Source organism: Leisingera sp. SA32 (assembly GCF_056033425.1).
In genome coordinates, this window is record NZ_JBVYHB010000004.1 from 302,131 (window position 1) to 327,484 (window position 25,354).

Below are 25,354 nucleotides of genomic sequence, written 5' to 3' on the forward strand. Positions count from 1 at the left end.
TTTGACAAAAAAGAACCGGAAAAACACTTTTGATGCGACATCTCTTTCGCTGGCTTCTGCGCCTGAGCGCCGGCCTCATCCTGTTGAGCGTGCTGGCCATTGCCCTGGCGTATTACCTGGCGTCTCAATCGCTGCCCGACTACGACAAGGAGATTGCCCTCCCCGGCCTCAGCTCGCCGGTTGAAATCGTGCGGGACAACGCCAACGTGCCGCATATCTTCGGCAGTTTCGGCGCCAGCGACGACAGCGTCTACTTCGGTCTCGGCTATGCCCACGCACAAGACCGGCTGTGGCAGATGGCCGTGATGCGCCGCACCGCGCAAGGCCGCCTGTCAGAGGTCTTTGGCGCACGCACGGTCGAGACCGACACCTATCTGCGGCGACTGGATCTCTACCGGCTGGCGCAGCAGTCCCTGGAGGTGCAGTCGCCAGAAGCCATGGCCGCGCTGCGGGCCTATGCGGCCGGGGTTAACGCCCGGCTCCAGGAAATCAACGAGAATGCCCTGGGGCGCGGCGCGCCGGAGATGTTCCTGTTCAACATGCCGATGGCTCCCTGGCAGCCTGCGGACAGCATTGCCGTGATGAAACTGATGGCCGTTCAGCTCTCCGGCCACATGCAAGAGGAAATCCTGCGCGCCCGCACCTCTCTGGCGCTGCGGGAAGATGACCGGCTGCGCGATATTCTGCCCGATGCCCCCGGCACCGGGCTGACCGCACTGCCGGAATACGCCGCGCTGGTCCCCGGCGCGGATCTGGCCGCGCCCGAGTCGCGCCAAGCCACGCGAACCAGCCCGGCTGAGGACAGCCTGTTGTTTCCGAGCGCACCGCGCGGGCTGGCCGGGGCGTCCAATGCCTGGGCCGCCGCGCCCAGCCGTTCGGCTGCCGGTGGCACCCTGCTGGCCAACGACCCGCACCTTGGCCTGACCGCCCCCGGCGTCTGGTATCTGGCCCGGCTGGAACTCGGCACCGGCGCCGTGATCGGCGGCACCATCCCCGGCATCCCGGCCGTAATCAGTGGCCGCTCGGATGCCCTGGGCTGGGGGGTGACGTCCTCCTACCTCGATGACCAGGATCTGTTCATCGAACGGCTGAACCCGGACAACCCACAGGAATATCAGGCCATTGATGGCTACAAGGAGTTCATCACCCGCCCCTCGATCATCAAGATCAAGGACCAGCCGCCCGTCACCCTGACCCTGCGTTGGACCGACAACGGGCCGGTGCTGCCCGGCTCGCTGTTCAACCTGGCTGAGATCACCCCGCCCGGCCATGTGGTGTCGCTCGGCTGGACGGCGCTCAGCCCCCGCGACACCTCGATAACGGCTGCCCTGGCCCTGATGCGAAGCACCTCCGTCACGGAGGCCATCACCGTCGGCGAAGACTTCGTCGCCCCATCGCAAAATTTGACGCTGGTTGACCACGACACCATCGCCCTGAAGACCGTCGGCGCCTTTCCGCAACGTGACGCCGCTCATCAAAGCCGCGGCCGGATGCCCAGCCAAGGCTGGCGCCCGGAGAACCGCTGGCAGGGTCGCGCGCCCTATTCGAACAACCCTGAATACATCGCCCCCGCCGGTGGCATTCTGGGCAACACCAACAACAAGGTGCTGGACCGCCCCTTCCCTGAGCACATGTCCTTTGACTGGGGCGACACGCAGCGCATTCACCGCTGGCAAAAGCTGATGCAGACGCGTGCGGTCCACACCCGCGACAGCTTCATCGAGGCGCAGTTGGACACCGTGTCCTACACTGCCCGCAGCCTGCTGCCGCTGATCGGTGCCAACCTGTGGTTCACCGGCGAAGCGGCCCCTGCCGGAACGCCGGAACGGCAACGCCAGATCGCCCTGTCGCTGCTGTCGGAATGGAACGGCGAGATGAACGAGCACCTGCCGGAGCCGCTGATCTATGCCGCCTGGCTGCGCGCGTTGCAGGCACGTCTAATCACCGACGAGCTGGGACCACTGGCCAAGAGCTTTCGCCATGTGGAGCCGCTGTTCATCGAACGTGTCTACCGCAATATCGACGGGGCCGCTGTCTGGTGTGATGTCCGCCAGAGCGCACCAAAGGAGACCTGCGAGGACATGGCCCGGCTGGCCCTGGACGACGCGTTGGTCTGGATCGCGGAACGCTATGGCACGGCGCTGGAATCGCTGCGCTGGGGCGACGCGCACCAGGCCACGCAGGACCACCCGGTGCTGGGAGAGGTTCCGGTGCTGCGCTATTTCGTGAACATCCGCCAATCCACCAGTGGCAGCGACAATACCCTGCAGCGCGGCAAGACCTCCGGCCGCGATCCCGACCCATTCCACAACGTGCATGCGGCCGGCTATCGCGGCGTCTATGATTTTGCCGATCCCGACAGTTCCGTGTTCATCACCTCCACCGGCCAGTCCGGCCACCCGCTATCGCGTTACTATGACGACATGGCGCAGCTGTGGCGGCGGGGGGAATACATCCCGATGTCGCTGGATGAAGACCTGGCCCGCGCAGCCGCAGTGGGGATCACCAGGATCGTCCCCAGAGACTGAGGCCACAACACCAAAACGGGCGCCAAAGCGCCCGTTTTCCAGTAAAGTTCCGGCGGCGTTACAGTTTTAGATACCGCGTCTTCTGCCGGTCGGTCCACAGCACGGTAATGTCAAAGCCGCTATCGGTCTGCTCCTCTTTCTGAACCAGATCCTGCTTGAACAACCAGGCGCGTTGCTTGCCCTGGGCAAAGCTGAGCTGCAGCAGTTCTTCGTGGCGCACGCCTTGCAGCTGCTCGGCAATATCCGTCAGAAGCCCATCCAGCCCCTCGCCGGTCAGTGCGGAAATCGCATGGATCCCCTCCTCGCGCGCGGCGCGCTGGCGGCGCGCTTCGGCCTCCTCCTGTGGCAACTGATCGAGCTTGTTCCAGACCTCAATGCGGGCGCGGTTTTCCTCCACCCCCAGCGAGGCCAAAATTGCCTCCACGTCTTCGGCCTGCTGCTCGCTCTCATCATGGCTGATGTCGCGCACATGCAGGACCACATCCGCGGCCAGCACCTCTTCCAAAGTGGCGCGGAAGGCGGCGACCAATTCCGTCGGCAGATCCGAGATGAAGCCCACGGTGTCGGACAGGATCACCTCCGGCCCGTCGGGGATCTGCACCCGGCGCATAGTCGGATCCAAGGTCGCAAACAGCATGTCCTTGGCCATCACCTCGGCGCCAGTCAACCGGTTGAACAGGGTGGATTTGCCAGCATTGGTATAACCCACCAGCGCCACGATCGGATATGGCACCTTGGCCCGCGAGGCGCGGTGCAGGGTCCGGGTTTTCACCACTTTGTCCAGCTGGCGGCGCAGCCGCACCAGCTGATCATCAATGGCGCGCCGGTCCGCCTCGATCTGGGTTTCGCCGGGTCCGCCGACAAATCCCAAACCACCGCGCTGCCGTTCCAAGTGTGTCCAGGCCCGCACCAGCCGGGTGCGCTGATAGCTGAGCGCCGCCATTTCCACCTGCAACACGCCTTCGCGGGTTGCCGCCCGGTCCGAGAAGATTTCGAGGATCAGCCCGGTGCGGTCGAGGATCTTGACCTTCCAAGCCTTTTCCAGGTTGCGCTGCTGGACGGGGGACACCGGCCCGTCGATCAGGACCAGCTCAATCTCGTTTTGTTTGAAAAGGTCTGCCAGCTCTTCGATCTTGCCCGAGCCGAACAACATACCGGCATGCGCCTTTGGCAGGCGCACGACGGTAGATCCGATCGCATCCAGATCGGGCAATGCCGCTGCCAGGGCAACGGCCTCTTCCAGTGCGGGGGCGGCATCGCGGCGCCCGCTGTCTGACTTGATTTCCGGATGCAGCACCCAGGCGCGGGTGCGCTTCCTGTCATGTTCCATCAAGAGGCGTCTTCACCCTCATAGAGGCTGATCGGCTGGGCCGGCATGATGGTCGAAATCGCGTGTTTGTAGACCAGCTGCGACTGTCCGTCGCGGCGCAGCAGCACGCAGAAATTGTCGAACCAGGTGATAACACCCTGCAATTTGACCCCGTTGATCAGAAATATTGTAACCGGAACCTTGGTTTTGCGAACGTGATTCAGGAAGGCATCCTGAAGATTCTGTCTGTCCGAAGCCATTTTTTATTATCTCGCCTTTGTTCTTGCAGCGCCCTGCGGACCAGCACGCATGTTGCATCTGATTATGAACGCAGATTTGGCAAGTTTCCACCATAAAAAACGCGCCCTGGCCCTGCCCCGGCTCAGCTGCGCCACAGATTTGGCGACAGCAGCGCGATGAAGGCCAGCGTCTCCAGACGCCCCAGCACCATCGCAAAGCACAGGATCAGCTTGGCCGGAGTGGTCAGAAGGGTCAGCACGATCGGTTCGCTGGCGGCGGCTTCGGTCAGCGGACCGGTTGTGGACAGGGCCGCAATGGCCAACACCAGCGATTGCTCGAAATCCGACCCCACCGCCGCCAGCGCCGTGCTGATCACCGCCAACGACAGGGCAAACAGCATGAAGAACAGCCAGGCCACAAAGGCACCGTTCTTCTGCAGCCGCCGCGTCCGGTCGCCCTCGCCGCTGACAGAACTGGGATGCACCAACCGTTCCATCTCGCGCAGGCCGTTGAGGTACAGCGCATAAACCCGCAGCAGCTTGACCCCGCCCGCGGTAGTAGCCACGCCGCCGCCGAACACCGCCAGCCCCAGCAGGATCATCCCCGGCGTCTCCAGCCCGGACCATTCCCGCGCGGCCTGCCAATGCGCGCTTTCAAAACCGGTGGTGGACAGGAACGACAGAACCGTGAACACCGTCCCCCACAGCGCCCGCAGCGCCAGCGCCATATCCTTGCCCGCGTTGACTTCATAGGCGGCCACCCAATGGCGCAGAAACAGCAGCAGCGGAACCCCGAAGACAATCAACAGCCCGGTGCGAAACTCCGGATCCTTATCCAGCCGCCCCTGACCAGATGTCACCGTATCGCTGGAGAAGGTCAGTCGCGACAGCGCAAAGAACATGAACAGGAACATGACCATTTCGCCCGCCAGCCCGCTGCCGGCCCGCTCCACACCGCCGCTGGCCGAGATACCGGAGGTTGCCATCACCGACATCGCATGGCTGAGCCCGGTCAGCGCCTGTTCGCCGGTGATCATCAACAGCACCCACAGCACCAGCGTCAGCCCGGCATACACCGGCGTCAGGGTGCGGGTGACCAGCACCAGCTGGCGGCGCGGATCGGCCTTTTCCATATGCGCGGGCGCAGCGGTGCCGCCGCCCGGCTGGCCCTTGGCCGTCACCTCGAACCCACCCAGCGACATCGGCGCCAGAACCGCCGAGGCGGCGATCCACATCAGCAGCCCACCCAGCCAGCCGACCATGGCCCGCCACAGATGCACACTGGGCGGCAGACGGGCAGGATTGGCCCAGATGTCGGCGCCGGTGGTGGTGACGGCGCTGACCATGTCGAAATAGGCATTCAGATAATGGGTGCTGACCAGCGCGTCCTGCACCGGCACGGCCAGAAACAGCGGCAGCACCGTGAACGTCGCCAGCAAGGACAACAGCTGTCCTGTCATGCTGTAGCGCGGCACGTTGTTGCCCAGCGCCAGGCCGATCATCACCACCAGCATCAACCCCAGGATGCCGGAGTAGAAGAAACTGCGCGAGGTGTGGTGATCGTCCAATACCAGCGCGTGAAAGGCCGGCAACCACATCGCCAGTGACGCGATGCCCCAGATCAAGAGAAACAGCGGCAGCCGCAGCACCCCGACCGGGGTTTTGACGGAACGGCGCATTCTAGAAATAGTCGATCGAGACCTGCAACAGGCGCTCGACCTCCGGCACGTCATCCGCCATCGCAAACAGGGCGATCACATCCCCCTCCTCGATTCGCATCTTGCCAGAGGGGCGCAGCATCTCGCCATTCTTCAGCACGCCGCCCACCAGCACGCCCTCGGGGAAATCGGTCTCGCGGATCATCTGCCCCGCAATGGGCGAGGTCGACAGAACCTCGGCCTCGATCATCTCTGCCTCGGCATCGCCAAGAGAGTAGACCTGCCGCACCCGACCATATCGGATGTGGCGCAGGATCGAGCTTACGGTGGTTGAACGCGGGTTGATGTAGGCGTCGATACCAAGATGCGGCAGCAACGGCACCAGCGTGGGATCGTTGATCAGCGCAATCGCCAGCGGGCAGCCTTCGGCCTTGGCGCGCACCGCTGCCAGCATGTTGGTCTTGTCGTCGTCGGTCACCGCCAGCATCGCGTCGGCCTTGTCGATGCCTGCCTCGATCATCAGCGCCCGGTCCAGTCCGTCGCCATTCAGCACGATGGTGCGTTCCAGCTCTTCGGCGGCACGTTCGGCACAGCGCCGGTCGCGTTCGATCACCTTGGCGCGGATGCGCGTGGTGCTGCCTTCCAGTGCCTTGGCGACCTCCAGCCCTACATTGCCGCCGCCGACCACGACCACACGGTCCTGTCGCTTCTCGTGTTTGCCGAAAACCTCGATTGTGCGGGACACGTCATCGGCGTGGCAGAACACATAGCAGCTGTCACCAACGAACAGCTGATCACCCGGTTCCGGCGCAAACAGCGTGCCATCCCGGCGCACCCCCACGACAATCGCGCGCAGGGTGGAGAACAGGTCGGTCAGCTGCCGCAACGGGGTGTTCACCACCGGGCAGCTTTCGTCGATCCGGATTCCCAGCAGCTGCGCCATGCCGCCCATGAAGGTCTCGGTGTCAAAGGCGGCCGGAGCCGACAGCCGCTGCATCGCCGCCGCAGCCACCTCGCGTTCGGGGCTGATCACCACATCGATCGGCAGATGTTCGCGCTGATACAGATCGGAATAGATCGCCGTGAGATAGCTCTTGGCCCGCAACCGGGCAATCTTGCGCTGGATCTTGAACACCGAATGCGCCACCTGGCAGGTCACCATGTTGACCTCGTCCGAATGGGTGGCGGCGATGATCATATCCGCGTCGCGCGCCCCGGCGCGGTCCAGCACATCTGGGTAGGAGGCAAAACCATGGATCCCCTGCACGTCCAGCGTGTCAGTGGCCCGCCGCACCAGATCCGGGTTGCTGTCGACGACCGTGACATCATTGTGCTCGCCGGACAGGTGCCGGGCAATCTGCCAGCCAACCTGGCCCGCACCACAGATAATGACCTTCATGTACGTGTTCCTTGACGGAATGAGGGGCAGAGTTTCGCGCACCGTGCATGACAGATGCCGCTTTCACGGTCAAATTAATTGTAAAATCCTCCGCTTGCGCCCATCCTGATGACATGACACCTTCATTTCGCCGCGCCCTCGGCAGCGCCGCTCTGCTGTTGACCAGCGCCTGCGGGCCGCTGCCTGTCTATTACAAACCCGGCGCCGCGGTCTCCCGTCTTGAGGCCGACACCTTGGCGTGCGAGGCCAGCGCCCTGAAGGACGCGCCAGTGGCCAATGAGATCCGCCAGCGCCCGGCGGTCTTCTACCCCGGACATCGCTATTGCACCGGCGGCCACTGCTATTACCGACCCGGTTACTGGGCCGATGGCGGCATCTACACCGTGGATACCAACCGGCCGCTGCGCCAGCGACTTGCCAAATCCTGCATGGCCGCCAAAGGCTATCAGCAGATCGAGCTGAAACGCTGTACCGGCCAGAGCACAGTGTCAGAAGGAGCCCCGTCGGCGGTGCTGGGGCCGCTCGACGGAAACTCCTGCGCCGTGCGCAACCGCGATGGCACCGTCAGCATCCGCGACCGAAGCTAAACCATATTCGCCGATGGGGCGCAGCTCTTGCTGCGCGGGCCATCCGGGCTAGGTCATGACTGTGTGGCCTGCTCCCGAGAGCAGGATTCATGGCTCGTGTTGCTGATGAGTATTCTTTGGATAGAAAGGTGCCCCATGCGGATCCACCCCCTGTTTGCTGCCCTGCCGATGGCGGCCTTGACCGCGGCCTGTTTCCCCGAACCCGCGTATTACGACACCCCCGCCGCGCCCGCGCCCGCTCCGGCCGCAACCACCCAGCGCGCAACCCCTGCCGTGCCGACAGTTCCGGTCAGCACCCCTCCCCCATCCGGCGGTGAAAGCCGCAGTGGCGGCGGGGGCGACAGTGGCGGCGGTAGTGGTGGTGGCAGCGGCGGGGGCGACAGTGGCGGCGGTAGTGGTGGTGGCAGCGGCGGTGGCGGCGGAGGCGGCGGCGGTGGTGGTGGCGGCAGTGGTGGTGGCGGCGGAGGAGGCTGGGGTTAACCCCGGCTACCGCCATGCGCCTGTCCCTTCCCGCCCGTCCTTTGCTTGCAGGCCTGTTGCTCTGCGCGGCAGCGTTTCTGCCCCCTCTGACCCCTGGCCCGGCTGCGGCCGCTTATGAAACCAGCGAACGGGGCGCTGCTCCGCAGACCGCCATCGTGGTGGGAATCCAAGACTACGACCACGTCACCGATCTGACCAACACGCGCAAGGACGCCGAAGCGATTGCCGCGATGCTGCGCAGCTTTGGCTATACCGTCCACGAAGGATACGATCTCGACAAACGTGGCTTCGAAACACTGCTGCGGGAGGCTGCGCTGAACATCCGGGACGGCAGCCAGGTGTTCTTCTATTACGCCGGCCACGGTATCCAGCTGGGGCGGCGCAATTACCTGCTGACCCGTGACGCGCAGCTGTCGGGCATCCATGACCTGCCCTTTCAATCGGTCACCCTCGACCAGGTGTCCGCCATCCTGGGCGGCAAGGCGGGCAGCCAGATCCTGATGCTGGATTCCTGCCGCGACAACCCGGTGCCCGACGCGCGGCTGAACGCGGAGCTGGGCACCGAACTGTTCGAGGCACGCGAGGGGTTTGACGTGTTCCGCCCGCCGCTGAACACGTTGGTTGCCTTCTCCACCTCGCCCGGCGCCACCGCACTGGACGGAGAGCCGGGCCGCAACAGCCCCTATACCGCCTCTGTGGTGCGCCATTTTCCCGACCGCCCCGAAGAGGACGCGCTGACAGTGCTGGCAGCGATCCGCGGCGACGTCTACAGCAGCACCGGCAACACGCAGGTGCCGTGGGAAAGCTCCACCCTGATGCAGAAGATCTATCTGCGGCCGCAGACCCGCGGATTGCAGGTCGCGACGGCCCAGCCACAGGCCCGCACCACCAGCCTGGAACAGCTGCCTGCGGAACTGTCCGTGCAGATGCCGCTGGGCCGGGCCCTGCAACTGGCGCCAGAGCTGCAACCCTACGTCGATGCCAGCACCACGGTGTCCATCGTCGATCCCCCCGGCGAGGGGGTGACGTCACTGGATGCCGACGACGGTGGCACACTCAGCCTCAGCTATGCACCGCGGCTCAGCGAACGCCCCGCCCGCAAGGATGGTGGCCAGTTGCGCCGCGACCAGATGGTGCTGCGGCTGGCCCAGGCAGGCACCACACGCGACGTGACCGTGAAGCTGGAGATGATCGCCCGACAATGTGACCTGGAAGCCGGGGATCTCCTGGATTTACAAGGCGTTGGCCTCTACCGCTACCCCAATGAGATTGATCTGCGCGCCGCCGAAACCGCCTGCCGCGAGGCGGTACAGGCTGCGCCTGACATCGGGCGGCTGCACTACCAACTGGGCCGCGCCCTGCAAGGACAGGGCCGCCTGACCGAGGCGTATGACGCCTTTGAAAGCGCGGCGGACCTTGGCCATGTGCGCGCCTACAACGCGCTGGCATATCTGCATGAAACTCCCAACATAGACCGCACTGCCGTGCCAATTCCGTTGAACAGCCGCAAAGCCATGACGCTGTGGGACAAGGGCATCGAAGCGGGCGATCCCTTCTCGATGCATGCCCGCGGCAAGCGACTGCTGCGCGAAGGCAGCAGCGAGGCGGAAAAACAACGCGGGTTCGACCTGCTCAGCCGCGCGGTGGAGTTGGGCCATACGTATTCGATGAATGAACTGGGGGTGTTCTTCCTGTGGAGCAAGGATCCGCTGGGTCAGCAGCCGCAGCGCGGACTGACCTATTTGCAGGCCTCAGCCGGGCGCGGTGACATCTATGGCACCGCCAATCTGGGCTATGTGCACCGCGACGGCGGTGCGGGCCTGCCAGTGGACAAGGAGCAGGCGCGCGCGCTGTTTGCCGAGGCCGCGCAGCTCGGCCATCCCCACGCACCGGCTGAAATCGGCCGGATGATCATGAACGGAGACCTGCCCGGCAGTGATGCCGCCGAGGCGCTGGAGTGGTACGACATGGGACTGGCGCGCGGGGATGCCTGGGGCGGTGCCAATGGTGCCTGGCTGGCGCTAAACCAATTGTCGGAACGCATGCCTTCCCATGCGGCAACGGCGCGGGCGGGCAAGGCAATGGCGCTAAACCACGCCGAAGCGGCCGAGGCCGCCCGCCAGTTGCTTGGCACCCTGCCGGAAACCGACATCTCGGCAGGGATCCAGTACATCCTTCAGCAGCTGGGTGCGGATATCACCGTTGATGGCCAGTTCGGTCCTGCCTCGCGCAGGCAGCTGGCCGACTGGGCCAGCCGTGCAGGCCTGACCCAACCCCTGCCCACCACCGCAATCGACCGGCTGCACCTGGCCGGCCAGATCCATTTTGCACTGAACCCGATCCGGCAGGATCTGTTCTGATCGCGGTCCAGATGGCGAGCCTGCGCCGCCGCTGGCGCTGGCGCTGGGAAGCTCAGGCCTGTTCTTCCTCTTCCTCCACATGCGCGACCCGCGCGCCGGCCTTGTTGGAGGTCACCACCCCCAACGACTTCAGCTTGCGGTGCAGCGCTGAACGCTCCATGCCGACAAACGACGCGGTGCGGCTGATATTGCCGCCAAAGCGGTTGATCTGAGTCAGCAGGTACTCGCGCTCAAACGCCTCGCGCGCTTCGCGCAGCGGCAGCGTCGCCAGCGCGCCGGACAGCACCACACGGCCATCCTCCTGCGGCTTTTCTTCTTCGCGCGGCAGATCCTTGGCCTCGATCGGGCCGCTGCCGTCGCCCAGGATCAGTACCCGCTCAACCAGGTTTTTCAGCTGCCGCACGTTCCCGGGCCACAACATCGTCTGCATCAGCGCCACGGCCTCGTCGGTCAGCTCCCGCAGCGGCAGACCCTGCGCCTCGTTGAACTGGGCGATGAAGTGATTGGCCAGCAGCGGAATATCCTCGCGCCGGTCCGCCAGGGAGGGCACCTCCACCGGGACCACGTTCAACCGGTGGTACAGCTCCTGACGAAAGGTGCCGGCGGCGATCTCCGCTTCCAGGGTCTTGTTGGTGGCAGAGATCACCCGCAGATCCACGCGAATCTTGTCGCTGCCGCCGACCCGCTGGAACTGCTGGTCCACCAGCACCCGCAGGATCTTGGACTGGGTGCCCAGCGGCATGTCGGCAACCTCGTCAAAGAACACAACGCCGCCATGGGCCTGCTCCAGCAGCCCCGGCTCCACCCCCCGTTCAGCGGATTCACGGCCAAAGAGCACCTCTTCCATACGGTCCGGTTCAATGCTGGCGCAGTTCACCGTCACAAAAGGCGCCGAGGCGCGGGCCGAATTGGCGTGGATATACCGCGCGGCGATTTCCTTGCCACTGCCCGCAGGCCCGGTCAGCATCACCCGGCCATTGGACTTGGTCACCTTCTCCAGCTGCCCGATCAAGGTGCGATAAGCGGCAGAGGTGCCGATCATCTCCTCCGGGCCGCTGTCGCGGCGCTTGAGGTCGGTGTTCTCGCGTCGCAGCCGGGCGGTTTCCATGGCACGGCGGATCACCACCATCAGCTGGTCGATGTTGAAGGGCTTTTCGATAAAGTCATACGCCCCCTGCTTGATCGCGGCGACCGCAATTTCCACGTTGCCATGGCCCGAGATGATGACCACTGGGATTTCAGGGTTGTCCCGTTTCACCATCTTCAGGATGTCGATCCCGTCCATCTCGCTGTCCTTCAGCCAGATATCCAGGATCATCAGAGCGGGCTGAGCCTCTTCCAGACGCGCCAAACATTCGTCTGAGGAGCCGGCCTTGCGGGTGGCAAAGCCCTCATCCTCCAGAATGTCCGAGATCAGCTCACGGATGTCGCGCTCGTCGTCTACAATCAGAATGTCACTCATGTCAGACCTGCTTTCACTGTATTCTTGTTCGGCGCTGCCGTCTTGGCTGCGGCGGGAAGGCGGATCACCGCCATCGCCCCGACATGCGCCTGTCCTTCAAACACCGGGGCATCTTCCAGCGTCAGCACGCCCCCGTGTTCCTCGATGATCTTCTTGACGATCGGCAGCCCCAGCCCGGTGCCCGCATCGCGGGTGGTCACATAGGGTTCGAACAGTCGCGCCCGGTCCTCCGGCAAGCCGATGCCATTGTCGGCAATGCGAATTTCATAGGCGTTGCCCGCCTTCTCTGCGCGGATCCGGATTTCCGGTTCCAGCCCAGGCGGCGGGTTCTTGTTCTGCAGGCTCTCGATCGCTTCGCCTGCATTCTTGATGAGATTGGTCAAAGCCTGGCCAATCATGGTGGCGTCCAGATCCGCAGGCATCGCCGCCTCGGGCAGCTCGGCCTGGATCTTCACGCCAGGCTGGCCCTGCTGCTGCAACATCACCGCATCGCGCACCAGCCGGACCAGGTCCACCTCACGCCGCTCCGGTTCCGGCATGCGGGCAAACTTGGAGAATTCATCCACGATGCGGCGCAGGTCATTGGTTTGACGCACGATCACATCGGTCATCGCTTGCAATTGATCGCTGTTTTCCTCGCCCAGCTTGGGAGCGAACTTGCGTTTGATGCGCTCGGCGCTCAGCTGGATCGGGGTCAGCGGGTTCTTGATCTCATGCGCAATGCGCCGCGCCACGTCGCCCCAGGCCGCCATGCGCTGCGCACTGACCAGGTCGGTCACGTCGTCAAAGGCAACCACATAACCTTCCAGCCCGCCCTCTTCGGACAGGCGCGGCGACATCCGCACCAGCAGGTTCTCCAGCCGACCTTGGCGGGTTACCTTGATTTCCTCCTGGACCACATCGGCGCCCGTCTCGAGCAGTTCGGAAAACAACGGCCCGAACTCGGGGACCGACACCGCCAGCGCCAAAGATTGCTGGGTCTCCTGCCAGTCCAGCAACCGTTCCGCCGAGCGGTTCACAAACGTCACTCGCCCCTCAGCGTCGAGCCCGACAACGCCGGAGGTCACCGAAGACAGCACGGAATCGAACAGCCGCCGACGTCGTTCAATCTGGCGCGTGTTCTCCAGCAGCCGCCCATGTTGCGCCTTCAACTCGTGGGTCATCTGATTGAAGTACTGGCCCAGTTGCGCGATCTCGTCGCCGCCGTCGTCCACCGGCACCTTGACGTCCAGATTGCCCGCACCGACCCGCTGTGCCGCCACCGTCAGCCGCCCGACCGGACGCGACAGCCGTTCCGCGAACCACATGCCCAGCCACATCGCCGCAAGAATCAGGATCACCGCAAAACCGATGTACAGCAGCGCAAACTCAAACAGCACCCGACCGCGCTCGCTTTCCAGCTGTTGATAGAGATGCGCCGTTTCCTGCGTGTCATCCAGCAGGTTCAGCAACTCTCCATCAACGTCGCGGCTGATATACAAGAAGCGGTCGACAAAGGCGTTCAATCGCACCAGGGCGCGAAATTCGTTATTGGCCCAATCCTCGATCAGCAGCAGACCGTTCTCACGCACGGTCTCGATCTGACTGCTGTCGGGTTTCTCAAAATCGAACTCATAAGAGCGTTCGCCGCGGGCGCGGATCAACCCGGCGCTGTCGACGATATAGGCTTCACGCAGGCCGCGCTGGATCTGCAACTGCCCCTGCGACAGCACCTGTCGCAGCTCCGCGTCATTTATGAAAAAGCTACGCGCGCGGCTGTTGTCGAGATAGCGCGCCAGCGCGCGGGCGTCTTCGGTCAGGTCGTCCTTCTCCTGGCGCTGATAGGCCTCTGCCGCCGCCAGCGAACTGCCGATCACCTGTCGCACCCGCTGCGAAAACCAGCCCTCCAGCCCGACGTTCACCGTCAGCACCGCAAACACCGCCACAATCACCGTGGGGATCAGCGCCAGAAACCCGAAGGCGCCGATCAGCCGCAGATGCAGCCGCGAGCCCGCCGATTTCGAACGCCGCGCAGCAAACAGCCGCACGATCTGCGCCATCACCAGTGCCGCAATGGTCAGGATATAGACGAGATCCGCCAGCAGGATCAGCCGCAGCGACCGCGACGACGCCCCCTGCCCCAGCGGGCCGATAACGAGAAACGTCACCAGCGCCAGAACCGGTCCCAGCAGGACCAGTCCGATGGTGCCGATGTTGCGCGCACGGCGCGTTCTGCGCCAGCGGTCCACCGCCGCGAAGGGCCCGTATGCCGCCCTCAGATGTGACTTATGCGTCACTGACTGCCCTCATCCCGATGTGTGACTCTTTGCGAGTCACCGCCATATGTCGTGGCCCTGCCGAGGAAATTTACCGCAAGGCCACATTTCTGTGGCGATATTACATCAGTTTGCGGCGGCGTGTCACCTCAATATCCAGATCGGTGATCTTCTTACGCAGGGTATTGCGGTTGATCCCCAGCAAATCGGCGCATTTTGCCTGGTTGCCCCCGGTCGCCGAGAGGGCGATTTCAATCAGCGGTGTCTCCACCTCCCGCAGCAGCCGCATGTACAGTCCCGGCGGCGGCAGCATGTCGCCGTGCAGGTCGAAATAGCGTTGCAGATGCCGTCCCACCGCCTCTGACAGTTTTTCATTGGCCAGTCCGCTGCTAGTTGGCTCCGGCCCCGCGTGCGGCCCCAGCACCGCGTCCACGTCAGCCTCTGTGATTTCCTCGCCCCGCGCGGTCAGCGCCAGCCGACGCACGGTGTTTTCCAACTGCCGCACATTGCCCGGCCAGCCGAAATGGCGCAACGCTTCGCGCGCGGGCTCGCTCATCACCCGGTGCGGCGCACCCTCGTTTTCGGCCCGCGTCAGGAAATGCTCCGCCAGCAGCGGAATGTCCTCGACCCGCTCCCGCAGGGCCGGCACATGCAGCGCGGTGCCGCAAATACGATAATACAGATCCTGTCGCAGCGCACCCGCGTCCATGGCGGCCCCCAGATCGCGCTGGCTGGAGGCCAGGAACCGCGGCGCGTGATCGCCCGGCGCATCCATCATCCGCACCAGCCGCGCCTGAGCCTCCTCCGGCAGGTCAGCGAGTTCATCAATGACCAGCATGCCACCCTTGGCCTGTGCCAGCAGCCGCGCCGGGCCTTCCAGCTCGCTCAGCGTGGCCGCATCCACATGCACAAACGGCAACGTTCGACGGTCTGAGAAATCGTGAATGGCCCGCGCAATCAACGACTTGCCGGTACCGCTTTCTCCGGTCACCAGCAGCGGCAGATCGGTGTTCATCACCCGCGCAATCAGCCGGTACAGCGTCTGCATCACCTCACTGCGGCCGATCAGCGGCAAATCTTCCGGTCGCTCCTGCGGGTCATCCCGACTGGGGGTCTGGGCAATCCGCTTGGAGGACAGCGCCTTGGAGGTGCGTTTCATCAGCTCCGGCAGGTCAAAGGGCTTGGGCAGGTAATCATAGGCCTCAGCCTCCTCTGCCTTGATCGCGGTCATGATGGTGTTTTGTGCCGAGATCACGATCACCGGCAAGCCGGGGCGATCGGCCTGGATTTTGGGCAGCATCTCCAACCCGTTGCCGTCGGGCATCATCACATCCGAGATCACCACGTCGCCCTTGCCCTCGCCGACCCAGCGCATCAGCGTGGTGAGCGACGAGGTTGCATGCACCTTGCAGCCCGCGCGGGTCAGCGCCTGGGTCAAAACGGTGCGAATGGTGCGGTCGTCATCTGCGACCAGTACGGTGCCGTCCATGGATCAGCTCTCCTGAAGTTCTGTGTCACGCGGAACGCGCGACAGCGACAGCCGGAACACCGTGCGCCCGGGAACCGAGCTTACCGAGATCCAGCCATTGTGCTCCGAGACGATCTTGCTCACCAAGGCAAGACCCAGCCCGGTGCCATTCTCGCGCCCCGACACGAAGGGGTCGAAAATGTCATCCTTGATCTTGTCCGGCAGGCCTGGCCCATCATCGCAGATCTCGACCTGCAAGGGCAGCAACTTGCCGGTTCCATCGCTGCGCCGCAGCCGGAAGGAATGTTCGTAATAGGTGCGAATGTGGATACATCCTCCTTTTTTATCAGCAGCTTCAGAGGCGTTCTTCAATAGATTCAAAACCACCTGCAACAGCTGATCCGTATCCCCCCAGGCCATGGGCAACGACGGGTCATACTCTTCGGTGATGGTCATATGGGCTCCAAACCCCAGCAAGGCAGAGCGGCGCGCGCGGTCCAGAACGTCGTGCAGGTTGACCGGTTTGAAATCTGGCGGCGACAGGTTGCCGAACTGCTCCACCTGGTCCAGCAGCTTGACGATGCGGCGGCTCTCACTGACGATCAGTTCGGTCAGCTCCAGATCCTCGGCCGGCAGGTTCATGCTCAGAAGCTGTGCGGCGCCGGTGATCCCCGCCAGCGGGTTCTTGATTTCATGGGCCAGCATCTCGGCCATGCCAATGGCCGATGCGGCGGCGGATTTCGAGGAATGGTTCTGCGTCATCCGCCCGGCCAGCTCACGCGGGGTGACCATCATCAGCATGGTGCCGTCCTGCCCCTGCAAGGGCGACACCTGCACCCCGCATTGCAGCGGCGCGCGGCTGCCGGAACCGACGTCGATGTCGTTCACGAACAGCGGCGTACCCTGCACCCTGGCGCGGGCAAAGGCGCTTTCGATCGGCGCATCAATCGCCAGCGTCTCCCAGACCGGCTGCCCCAGCAGCGCCCGGCGCGAGGTGTTGAGGAACCCCTCGGCGGCGCCATTTACATCGACTATCCTGTCCCAGGCATCGATCAGAAAGGCGGGCACCGGCAAGGAGGCCCAAAGCGCGGAACTGTCGCTCATGCGGCCACCTCCGCCGTGGTGGGCATCAAGGCGTCCGGCAACAGGGCCAGCACCTCCGCCGGTGATTTTTCGGTCAGAACCCGGCGCCGCATCGCCGCGTCGGTGCCTGCATGATCCATGTACCACCCCAAGTGCTTGCGCCCAACGCGCAGCCCCAGATCGACGCCATAGAAGGTTAACATTGCCTCGTAATGATCTGACACCATTTGCACAAATGCCGCGCCCTGCGGCACGTTCGGTGCGGGGCTGCCCCATAGGTCATGCGCCACTTGCGCCAGCAGCCAGGGACGGCCTTCGGCGCCGCGTCCGATCATCACGCCATCCGCGCCGGACAGATCCAGCGCCCGCCGTGCAGTCCCCGTATCGACAATGTCGCCATTGGCCAGCAGCGGCACCGGCACCGCTTCCTTAACCGCGCGGATCGCGGCCCAATCGGCAGAGCCCTTGTAGAACTGGCACCGCGTGCGGCCGTGGATCGTCACCATTTGCACACCCGCATCGGCGGCGCTGCGCGCTACATCCGGTGCGTTCAGGCAGTTGTCGTCCCAGCCGAGCCGGGTCTTCAGCGTCACCGGCACCTCGACGGCGTCCACTACCGCCTCAATCAGTCGCAGCGCGTGATCCGGCGTTTTCAGCAGGGCTGAACCGGAATAGCCATTGGTCACCTTCTTGGCCGGGCAGCCCATGTTGATGTCGATGATCCGCGCGCCCTGCCCGGCGACCTGGCGAGCGGCTTCGGCAATCCAATATTCGTCACGGCCCGCCAACTGCACCGCGGTATTCTCGACGTCCGCGCTCAGCTCCGCGCGTTCGCGCACGCCCGGTTTGGCCTGAACCATTTCTTGGCTTGCCACCATTTCGCTGACCATCAACCCCACCCCAAAGGAGCGCACCAGATCCCGAAACGGGCGGTCGGTGATTCCAGCCATCGGCGCGAGCGCGATGGGCGGGGTCATGGCGGTGGTTCCGAGGGTGAAGGACAATTGCCTAATCCTTGTGCAGTTGAGCTGTTTCTACCCGAAGCCCCTGCTATGCAGCAATGAAATCGCCCTCCGCAAGGCCCGACAAAGCGTCACTTGCCTAATTTTTAATCAGCTCTGTTCGGGTGATTGCCTAAGCCCGCGCCACCTCATAAACAAAGCAAGTCTTTCCCGCATGAGGTTTTGCATGACCACAGCCGCCCTGATCGTCGCCGCTGGCCGAGGCACCCGCGCAGGCGGCGGGTTGCCCAAGCAATGGCGCCCGCTGAACGGGAAGCGGGTGATCGACTGGACATTGCAATCCTTTGAAAAAGCGGATGTAGAACGGATTGCATTGGTGCTATCGGCGGATGATCACGCGGCCTGGGCAGAGTTTTCCGGCAAACCGGGTCTGGTGCTGGCCACCGGCGGCGACACCCGCGCCGCTTCGGTGCAACGCGGGCTGGACGCCTTGGCGCAGTATAACATCACCAAGGTGCTGATCCATGACGCCGCCCGCCCCTGCACTTCGGTTGCGCTGATCCGCAATGTTGTCGATGCGCTGGAGGGCGCGGATGCGGCCGCGCCGGCGCTGCCGGTCAGCGACGCCCTGTGGACCGGGGCGAACGGCACCGTCACAGGCACCCGCGACCGCAGCGGGCTTTATGCCGCGCAAACGCCGCAGGGATTCCGCTATGACGCGATCCTTGCCGCGCATCGCAGCCATCCCGGCGACGCCGCAGATGATGTCGAGGTCGCCCGCGCCGCGGGGCTTGACGTCCGCATCATTCCAGGTGAGCCGGACAATATCAAAATCACCCACCCCGAGGACTTTCAACGGGCGGAACGCATTCTGGGGACTGCAATGGATATTAGGCTTGGCAATGGCTACGACGTGCACAGGTTCGGGCCCGGCGACAGCGTCATCCTCTGCGGGGTGGAAATCCCGCATGACAGAACGCTACAGGGCCATTCCGACGCAGATGTCGGCATGCACGCGGTGACCGATGCAATCTATGGCGCGCTGGCGCAGGGGGACATCGGGCGGCACTTCCCGCCCTCAGACCCGCAGTGGAAAGGCGCGGCCAGCGACATTTTCCTGCGCCACGCCGTCGGTCTGGCGCGCGAGATGGGGTATGACATCTCCAACGTCGACTGCACCCTGGTCTGCGAATACCCCAAGGTCGGCCCCCACGCCCCGCGGATGCAGGCGGTCATGGCCGAGATCTTGGGCATCGAGGTCAGCCGCGTGTCGGTCAAGGCAACCACCTCGGAACGGCTGGGTTTCACCGGTCGCGGCGAGGGGATTGCCGCACTGGCAACCGCCGCGTTGGTGAAACCATGACCATGGCGCAGTTGATCGGCACCGTCTGCGGCATCGGCTATATGCGGCCCGCCCCCGGCACCTGGGGCGCACTGGCGTCGCTGCCGCTGGCCTACGGGCTGCATCAGCTCGGCGGCTTTCCGCTGCTGATGCTGGCAACGCTGGCCTGCATTGCCGTCGGGATCTGGGCAACCGCGCAGATGACTGCAGGACGCGACAACCACGACCCGTCAGAGATCGTGGTGGATGAGGTCGCAGGCCAATGGATTGCGCTCTGGGCCGTCTCGTTGCCTGCCTGGCTGCACGGTCTGCCGGTGTCCGCGCTTTGGCCCGGCTGGATTGCCGCATTTCTGCTGTTTCGCCTGTTCGACATCTGGAAACCCGGCCCGGTCGGCTGGGCCGATCGCAAGGAAGGGCCGTTCGGGGTGATGATGGATGACGTCATCGCCGGTGTCATGGCGGCCATCGGCGTGGCGTTGCTGGCAGCGCTTTCACACGGGGTGCTGGGTCTGTGAGCGTTGATATGCCTGACCTGATCGCGCGGGCCAAAGCCGCAGGCATCACCATCGCCACCGCCGAGAGCTGCACCGGCGGCATGATCGCCGCGGCTCTCACCGAAGTGCCGGGCTCTTCCGCGGTGTTGGACCGGGGCTTTGTCACCTATTCCAACGCCGCCAAGATGCAGATGCTCGGGGTCCGCGCCGCCACCCTGACGGCCCATGGCGCTGTCAGCGAAGCGGTGGCGGCCGAGATGGCCGATGGGGCGCGTTCCAGCTCGGGGGTTGGGCTGGCCGTCTCTGTCACCGGAATTGCCGGACCGGGCGGGTCGGACTTCAAGCCCGAAGGCAGGGTCTGTTTTGGGTTGGCGGCAGGGGGACAAACCACCCGGACCGAGACCGTCGAGTTTGGCGCATTGGGCCGGGCCAACGTGCGCGCCGCCGCATGCGATCACGCCTTGCAACTGCTGCGCGACGCTTTGCCCTGAACGGGCCGCGAGGTTTCGAAAACGGCCAGACGCAGGTCGCAAGTGCGTTCCGGCAGACGCAGACGCCTCACCGCGCCCCGTATAGCTCCGACGCCCGGCGTTCAAAAGCGCGTACGATACGCTGCATCGCCTCGTTGAACACCACGCCAATGATGCCCTGAAGCACCGCGTTCTTGAACTCAAAATCAACAAAGAAAGACACGTCGCAACCGCCATCGTCCCGCGGGGTGAACTGCCAGTGCGATTTCATGTAACGAAACGGCCCGTCCACATATTCCGTGTCGATCTTGTGCTGCTCCGGGTACAGTGTCACCCGGCTGCCAAAGCGTTCGCGAAACACCTTGAAAGAAATGACCAGATCCGCCTCCATCACCTCGGCCTCTCCCAACGGGGTGCGGCTGCGGATGCGGGCGGCGGAGCACCACGGCAGGAATTTCGGATACTGCGCCACATCCGCCACCAGATCGTACATCTGCTGGGCAGTATAGGGCAGCGGGCGGGTTTCCGAGTGGCTGGGCATGTCTGTGTCAAATTTCCTGCTATGATCGTGGCGCGTCATGTCATATGAACGCGCGGGAATTTCAAGGGGGCAGCCATGTCACAGCGTCCATATGTCATTGATGTGATGATCTCGGCCAAGGCCATTGCGGCCCGGATCGAGGAACTTTGCGGTGAGATCCACCGTGAATTTAAGGATACCGACAAGCTGGTCGTGGTCGGTCTCCTGCGCGGCAGTTTCGTATTCATCGCCGACCTCGTGCGCGAACTCGACCTGCCGATCGAGGTCGATTTCCTGGAGGCTTCCTCTTACGGGGACGCCATGGAAAGCAGCCGGGAAGTGCGTATTCTGAAGGACTTGCGCGGAGCCATCGAAGGACGCGACGTGCTGGTAGTCGAAGACATCGTGGACACCGGCCACACGCTGAACCACGTCACTCATCTGCTGCGCAGCCGCAACCCCGCGCGGCTGAAGTCCATCGCGCTGCTGGACAAACCCTCGCGGCGCGAGGTGGACTTCCGCTCCGATTGGGTGGGGTTTGAAATCCCGGACGAATTTGTCGTGGGCTATGGAATCGACTACGCCCAGCGCAACCGCAACCTGCCCCATATCGGCAAGGTGCGCTTTACCGACGCGGGCTGATCCACGCCCAGCCGCGGGGCGGCAGCCGCCCCGCCTGCGCACGAGGCCGTTTATCCCAGCAGGTCGCGCAGGATCTGCTGGAAGATCACCGTGCCAACCGGAATCGCCGCATCGGGGAAATCGTAGTCCGGGTTGTGCAGCTGTGGCATCCCCACGCCGGCACCGAGCCAGAACATCGCGGTTTTGGCCTGGCGGGCGAACTGGCCGAAATCCTCTGACCAGCGTTGCGGCCCTGCATAGACCCGGGCCGCATGGCCCGCGGCGGCGCAGGCGGCTTCCACGATCTGCGCCGCGTCCGGGTGATTGGCGCAGGCGGCGAACACGTCGTCAAAGGTCACATCATATGCCAGCCCCTGAGCGGCGCAGACTTGGTGCAACAACGCAGTCGCTTGCGCGACCAGCTTTTCCATGCGCGCATCGGTCACGGTGCGCAGGGTGACCCAGATCTCGCCCTCGCCGGGAGCGATGCCAAATGTGGCGTCTCCCAGCCGCGCGTGGGTCAAGGTGACCAGCGCATACTCCCCGTCCAGATCATCGCCCTGCCCCAGGGCCACCACCCCCGGCATCAGCTGCGTCATCGCCGCGGCCGGCGACAGCCCGTCCTGCGGTGCAGCAGCATGCGAGGTTTTACCTGTCAGCCGGATGCGCATCCCGCGCGACGCACAATTGGACGGGCCGGAACACAGCGCCACCTGACCCACCGGCAGTCCCGGCAGGTTGTGCAGCGCAAAAGCATAGTCAGGGGCAATTGCAGCAAAGGCAGGATCGGCGATGACAGCCGCCGCCCCCTTGCCGGTTTCCTCGGCCGGTTGGAACAACAGCACCACCCGCCCCCGCGCCGGGCGCTGCGCAGCCAGGTCCTGCGCCAGCGCCGCCACCATGGTCATGTGGCCGTCGTGCCCACACAAGTGGCCGCGCCCGTCATGGCGCGAGCGATAGGGCCGATCGGACAGCTCCCGGATCGGCAACCCGTCAAGTTCGCAGCGAAACAGCACCGTCGGCCCGTCCGTCGCGCCGTCAAAAACCGCCGCAACCCCGTGGCCGCCAAGGCCGGTCAGCAGCTGATCAGGGTCATAGCCGCGCAGGAAGTCCATCACCATGGCAGCGGTCTGCTCTTCGGCGCCGGACACCTCGGGGATCTGATGCAGGGCGTGGCGCAGCCGCGTCAGCTGCGCCAGACGCTCAGGCGTCATGCAAGGCCCAGTTTCTTGTTTCGGGCCGCGCGAAGCTGCGCAAAATCATCACCCGCATGGTAGGACGAGCGCGTCAACGGCGTGGCAGAGACCATCAGGAACCCTTTGCCATAGGCGGCTTTCTCATAGGTCTTGAATTCCTCGGGCGTGACAAAGCGATCCACCGCGTGGTGTTTCGGCGTCGGTTGCAGGTACTGGCCGATGGTCAGGAAATCGACATCCGCCGCGCGCATGTCGTCCATGACCTGTTTCACTGCCTGCGCATCCTCGCCCAGACCCACCATGATACCGGACTTGGTGAAAATCGAGGGATCGAGCTCCTTGACCCGCTGCAACAGCCGCAGCGAATGGAAATAGCGCGCGCCGGGACGGACCTCAGGATAGAGACCGGGCACGGTTTCCAGATTGTGATTGAATACGTCAGGCTTCGCCTCGGCCACAACCTCCAGCGCGCTGTCGTCGCATTTGATGAAATCGGGCGTCAGGATTTCGATGGTGGTGCCGGGCGAACGGTGCCGCACGGCGCGGATGGTCTGGGCAAAGTGGTCGGCGCCGCCGTCCTCCAGATCGTCGCGGTCGACGGATGTGATGACCACATGGTTCAGCCCAAGCTTCTGCACCGCATGGGCCACCCGGCCCGGCTCAAACGCATCCAGCGTGTCGGGTTTGCCGGTGGCAATGTTGCAGAAGGTGCAGCCGCGGGTGCAGATCTCGCCCATGATCATCATGGTGGCGTGGCCCTGGCTCCAGCATTCGCCGACATTGGGGCAGCCCGCTTCCTCGCACACGGTGGTCAGGTTGTTGTCCCGCATGATCTTGTGCGTTTCAGCATAGCCCTTGCCGCCCGGCGCCTTGACCCGGATCCAGCTTGGCTTCTTTGGCTGAGCGTTATCGGGACGATGCGCCTTTTCGGGGTGGCGCTGCTCCGGGATCTTTAGGTCTCGCACGTGGGTTTCCCTTCCGGCCTCTGGCTTTCTTGCGGGTTTAACACAGCTGATGTCGCTTGGCACGGGCATATCGTCAACCCGGCATTGCGCCGCAGACATGGCTGGAGGCCCGCCCGGGACCCCAACCATCGGCAATCGGCGAGTTGCTGCAACGCCGCATGTTGATACCCGCTTAGAATCATTTTAAGCCTTCGCGCCGAACGAACATCCACATCCAATTGCAGGAGCATTCCGATATGAAAGCTGGCGTTAAGCTGCCCGACGTGACCTTCCGCACCCGCGTTCGCGACGAGTCCATCGAAGGACCGAACCCGTTCCGCTGGGAAGACAAGACCACCGCCGACTATTTCGCCGGCAAGCGCGTTGTGCTTTTTTCGCTGCCCGGCGCCTTCACCCCGACATGCTCCACCTACCAGCTGCCGGGTTTTGAAAAAGGCTTTGCCGACTTCAAGACGGAAGGCATCGACGCGATCTACTGCATGTCCGTGAACGACGCCTTCGTGATGAACGCCTGGGCCCGTGACCAGAAGCTGGAAAACGTGCAGGTGATCCCCGACGGTTCCGGCGAGTTCACCCGCCGCATCGGCATGCTGGTCGCCAAGGACAACCTGGGCTTTGGCGCGCGCTCCTGGCGCTATGCCGCCATCGTCAACGATGGCGTTGTCGAAGCCTGGTTCGAAGAGCCGGGCCTGTGCGACAACCACGGCGCAGACCCCTATGGCGAATCCGCACCGGAAAACGTGCTGAAGCACCTGCAAGCGGCCAAGGCGGCAGTTCCCGCCTGAACCCCGGCCGATTTTTCGGCATGATCGAAACGGGTCCGCCAATGGCGGGCCCGTTTTCTTGTCTGCCGACCGTGCCGGGGTCAGCCGATCATCTCATCCGCAGAGGCAGTGCCTTCGCCATAGTGTTCCGCCAGATGCTGCAGGGCGATGCGCAGCACCACCTTGGCCGAGCGCGCCGGCCAGCCAAGGCTGCGTTCCGCGGCCTCCAGCCCCTCCAACTGGCAACAGCACCTCAGGGCGATATCGCTCAACCCCATGCCCAGCGCCTTGACCGCGCGGGTCATGCGGGCGCGGGCGGCGGCTCCGGCCTCGTGACTGCCGGAGCACAGCAGCTGGCTATCGGCGCTGAAGTTGAGCTGCGCGTCGTTCAGGTGACTGCTGATCTGGGCGAGTTCGAAATCTTCGCGCAGACGCTTTCCCGCGCTGACCATGGCAGGCGTCAGAAACGGCTGGCCGTTGCGGTCGGATAGGCGCGCAAGCATTTCCAGAGGGGTCTCCGCGCCCCCATAGCGCGACCTGCGCCCCTGGCTGGCCGCCTCCCCGGCGGGGGCAAGAAAAGCCTCCTGCGCTTCGGCAAAACCACCTTCCAGCCGGGCCCGGGCCCGGTTTTCCTGATCGGCGATGATCCGGTTCAGCGCCGTGCGCCCAGCGGCGGTGATCGCATAGCGGCTGATCCGTCCCTGGCGGCTGCAGTTGATCCAGCCGGTCAGGGCCAGCGCGCCCGCCAGCGGTCGCGACACCGCCACTTTCTGACGGTCCGTCTCGGCGCCTTCACGCACCACAACCGCCATCTCCATGCCCTCGGCCACCGCCAGAACCGCGCCACCGCGGCTCAGCAGCGTCAGCACGCCAATTGCCTCACGTTCGAAGCCGGACATCAGGCCGCGGGGCGGGCTGGTCGCGGCACCGTGATTCCTTCGCGCAGCCGCCTGCGCTTGCGCATCGTCCTTGTGATAACAGCTGGCAAGATGCGTCAGCACCTCATCGATCAGCGGGTCGTCGCGCAAGGCCTCCACCCGCCGAACCTGACGCAGAATGGTCGAGGGGTGGCAGCCTACCTTGCGGGCAAGCTGGCGGATGGACCGGCCGGCCTCTGTATGCTGGAGATAACGGCTTGCCTCTGGGGGCACCCAGCCTGGCAAGGGTGCCTGCAAAATGTTGTGCATGTCTC

The 25,354-nt window shown here is 64.2% G+C and carries 22 protein-coding genes; 9 read left to right on the forward strand and 13 right to left on the reverse strand.

The features are described 5' to 3' along the window. The first annotated feature begins 32 nt into the window (after window positions 1-32). Complete coding sequence (locus AC0IPL_RS08740; RefSeq protein WP_474273648.1) at window positions 33-2,528, forward strand: penicillin acylase family protein; 2,496 nt, start codon at window positions 33-35, stop codon at window positions 2,526-2,528. 58 nt (window positions 2,529-2,586) lie between these two features. Here AC0IPL_RS08740 and hflX read toward each other — a convergent pair whose 3' ends face one another. From hflX to trkA, 4 genes are all read right to left on the reverse strand, one after another. Beyond that, complete coding sequence (gene hflX, locus AC0IPL_RS08745; protein ID WP_474273650.1) at window positions 2,587-3,858, reverse strand: GTPase HflX; 1,272 nt, start codon at window positions 3,856-3,858, stop codon at window positions 2,587-2,589. Next, on the reverse strand, window positions 3,858-4,097 hold the full coding sequence (gene hfq, locus AC0IPL_RS08750; protein ID WP_008204623.1) for an RNA chaperone Hfq: 240 nt from the start codon (window positions 4,095-4,097) through the stop codon (window positions 3,858-3,860). Before hfq ends, hflX begins: the two co-directional genes overlap by 1 nt. Before the next feature lie 122 nt (window positions 4,098-4,219). Beyond that, the gene (locus AC0IPL_RS08755; RefSeq protein ID WP_474273654.1) at window positions 4,220-5,755 is read right to left on the reverse strand and encodes a TrkH family potassium uptake protein; all 1,536 of its coding nucleotides are present in this window, start codon (window positions 5,753-5,755) and stop codon (window positions 4,220-4,222) included. Between the two features lies 1 nt (window position 5,756). Continuing rightward, entirely contained in the window at window positions 5,757-7,133 is a 1,377-nt protein-coding gene (gene trkA, locus AC0IPL_RS08760) for a Trk system potassium transporter TrkA (RefSeq protein WP_474273656.1), read from the reverse strand. A gap of 113 nt (window positions 7,134-7,246) precedes the next feature. Here trkA and AC0IPL_RS08765 point away from each other — a divergent pair, with 113 nt between their 5' ends. From AC0IPL_RS08765 to AC0IPL_RS08775, 3 genes are all read left to right on the forward strand, one after another. Beyond that, on the forward strand, window positions 7,247-7,720 hold the full coding sequence (locus tag AC0IPL_RS08765) for a hypothetical protein (protein ID WP_474273658.1): 474 nt from the start codon (window positions 7,247-7,249) through the stop codon (window positions 7,718-7,720). Window positions 7,721-7,855: 135 nt separating this feature from the next. Then, on the forward strand, window positions 7,856-8,200 hold the full coding sequence (locus tag AC0IPL_RS08770; protein ID WP_474273660.1) for a hypothetical protein: 345 nt from the start codon (window positions 7,856-7,858) through the stop codon (window positions 8,198-8,200). Window positions 8,201-8,214: 14 nt separating this feature from the next. Continuing rightward, complete coding sequence (locus tag AC0IPL_RS08775) at window positions 8,215-10,560, forward strand: caspase family protein (protein ID WP_474273663.1); 2,346 nt, start codon at window positions 8,215-8,217, stop codon at window positions 10,558-10,560. 52 nt (window positions 10,561-10,612) lie between these two features. Here the strand turns inward: AC0IPL_RS08775 and ntrX are convergent, their stop codons facing one another. From ntrX to dusB, 5 genes are all read right to left on the reverse strand, one after another. Next, window positions 10,613-12,022 (reverse strand): nitrogen assimilation response regulator NtrX, encoded by a 1,410-nt coding sequence (gene ntrX, locus AC0IPL_RS08780; RefSeq protein WP_474273665.1) that lies wholly within the window; start codon window positions 12,020-12,022, stop codon window positions 10,613-10,615. After that, window positions 12,019-14,298 carry a sensor histidine kinase NtrY-like gene (locus AC0IPL_RS08785; RefSeq protein ID WP_474273667.1) on the reverse strand — a complete coding sequence of 760 codons (2,280 nt, stop codon included), beginning with the start codon at window positions 14,296-14,298 and terminating at the stop codon, window positions 12,019-12,021. Before AC0IPL_RS08785 ends, ntrX begins: the two co-directional genes overlap by 4 nt. 100 nt (window positions 14,299-14,398) lie before the next feature. After that, window positions 14,399-15,766, reverse strand: a complete 1,368-nt coding sequence (locus AC0IPL_RS08790; protein ID WP_474273669.1) for a response regulator — start codon at window positions 15,764-15,766, stop codon at window positions 14,399-14,401. A 3-nt stretch (window positions 15,767-15,769) separates the two neighbouring features. Next, complete coding sequence (locus tag AC0IPL_RS08795) at window positions 15,770-16,849, reverse strand: two-component system sensor histidine kinase NtrB (protein WP_474273672.1); 1,080 nt, start codon at window positions 16,847-16,849, stop codon at window positions 15,770-15,772. After that, window positions 16,846-17,832, reverse strand: a complete 987-nt coding sequence (gene dusB / locus AC0IPL_RS08800) for a tRNA dihydrouridine synthase DusB (protein WP_474273674.1) — start codon at window positions 17,830-17,832, stop codon at window positions 16,846-16,848. The genes AC0IPL_RS08795 and dusB overlap by 4 nt, the downstream gene beginning before the upstream one ends. Window positions 17,833-18,016: 184 nt before the next feature. On the opposite strand from dusB, the gene AC0IPL_RS08805 reads away from it, so the two are divergent. Genes AC0IPL_RS08805 through AC0IPL_RS08815 form a run of 3 tightly spaced genes read left to right on the forward strand, consistent with a single transcriptional unit; the run spans window position 18,017 to window position 20,117 of the window. Beyond that, the gene (locus AC0IPL_RS08805; RefSeq protein WP_474273676.1) at window positions 18,017-19,153 is read left to right on the forward strand and encodes a bifunctional 2-C-methyl-D-erythritol 4-phosphate cytidylyltransferase/2-C-methyl-D-erythritol 2,4-cyclodiphosphate synthase; all 1,137 of its coding nucleotides are present in this window, start codon (window positions 18,017-18,019) and stop codon (window positions 19,151-19,153) included. After that, window positions 19,150-19,647 carry a phosphatidylglycerophosphatase A family protein gene (locus tag AC0IPL_RS08810; protein ID WP_474273678.1) on the forward strand — a complete coding sequence of 166 codons (498 nt, stop codon included), beginning with the start codon at window positions 19,150-19,152 and terminating at the stop codon, window positions 19,645-19,647. Before AC0IPL_RS08805 ends, AC0IPL_RS08810 begins: the two co-directional genes overlap by 4 nt. Window positions 19,648-19,655: 8 nt before the next feature. Then, window positions 19,656-20,117 carry a CinA family protein gene (locus AC0IPL_RS08815; RefSeq protein WP_474273680.1) on the forward strand — a complete coding sequence of 154 codons (462 nt, stop codon included), beginning with the start codon at window positions 19,656-19,658 and terminating at the stop codon, window positions 20,115-20,117. Window positions 20,118-20,184: 67 nt separating this feature from the next. On the opposite strand, the gene AC0IPL_RS08820 is transcribed toward AC0IPL_RS08815, so the two are convergent. Next, a complete protein-coding gene (locus AC0IPL_RS08820) occupies window positions 20,185-20,637 on the reverse strand; it encodes a type II toxin-antitoxin system RatA family toxin (RefSeq protein ID WP_474273682.1) in 453 nt (150 codons plus the stop codon). A 75-nt stretch (window positions 20,638-20,712) separates the two neighbouring features. On the opposite strand from AC0IPL_RS08820, the gene hpt reads away from it, so the two are divergent. Continuing rightward, entirely contained in the window at window positions 20,713-21,258 is a 546-nt protein-coding gene (hpt, locus tag AC0IPL_RS08825; protein WP_474273684.1) for a hypoxanthine phosphoribosyltransferase, read from the forward strand. A 50-nt stretch (window positions 21,259-21,308) separates the two neighbouring features. On the opposite strand, the gene AC0IPL_RS08830 is transcribed toward hpt, so the two are convergent. Then, the gene (locus tag AC0IPL_RS08830) at window positions 21,309-22,451 is read right to left on the reverse strand and encodes an amidohydrolase (RefSeq protein ID WP_474273686.1); all 1,143 of its coding nucleotides are present in this window, start codon (window positions 22,449-22,451) and stop codon (window positions 21,309-21,311) included. Beyond that, window positions 22,448-23,398, reverse strand: coding sequence for a lipoyl synthase (lipA, locus tag AC0IPL_RS08835; RefSeq protein ID WP_474273688.1), 951 nt, complete (start codon window positions 23,396-23,398; stop codon window positions 22,448-22,450). Before lipA ends, AC0IPL_RS08830 begins: the two co-directional genes overlap by 4 nt. 236 nt (window positions 23,399-23,634) lie before the next feature. Between lipA and AC0IPL_RS08840 the strand changes: the two genes are divergently transcribed. Further along, window positions 23,635-24,183 carry a redoxin family protein gene (locus tag AC0IPL_RS08840; RefSeq protein WP_474273690.1) on the forward strand — a complete coding sequence of 183 codons (549 nt, stop codon included), beginning with the start codon at window positions 23,635-23,637 and terminating at the stop codon, window positions 24,181-24,183. Window positions 24,184-24,263: 80 nt separating this feature from the next. Here the strand turns inward: AC0IPL_RS08840 and AC0IPL_RS08845 are convergent, their stop codons facing one another. Then, window positions 24,264-25,349 carry a DUF6456 domain-containing protein gene (locus AC0IPL_RS08845; RefSeq protein WP_474273692.1) on the reverse strand — a complete coding sequence of 362 codons (1,086 nt, stop codon included), beginning with the start codon at window positions 25,347-25,349 and terminating at the stop codon, window positions 24,264-24,266. Window positions 25,350-25,354: the final 5 nt, after the last annotated feature.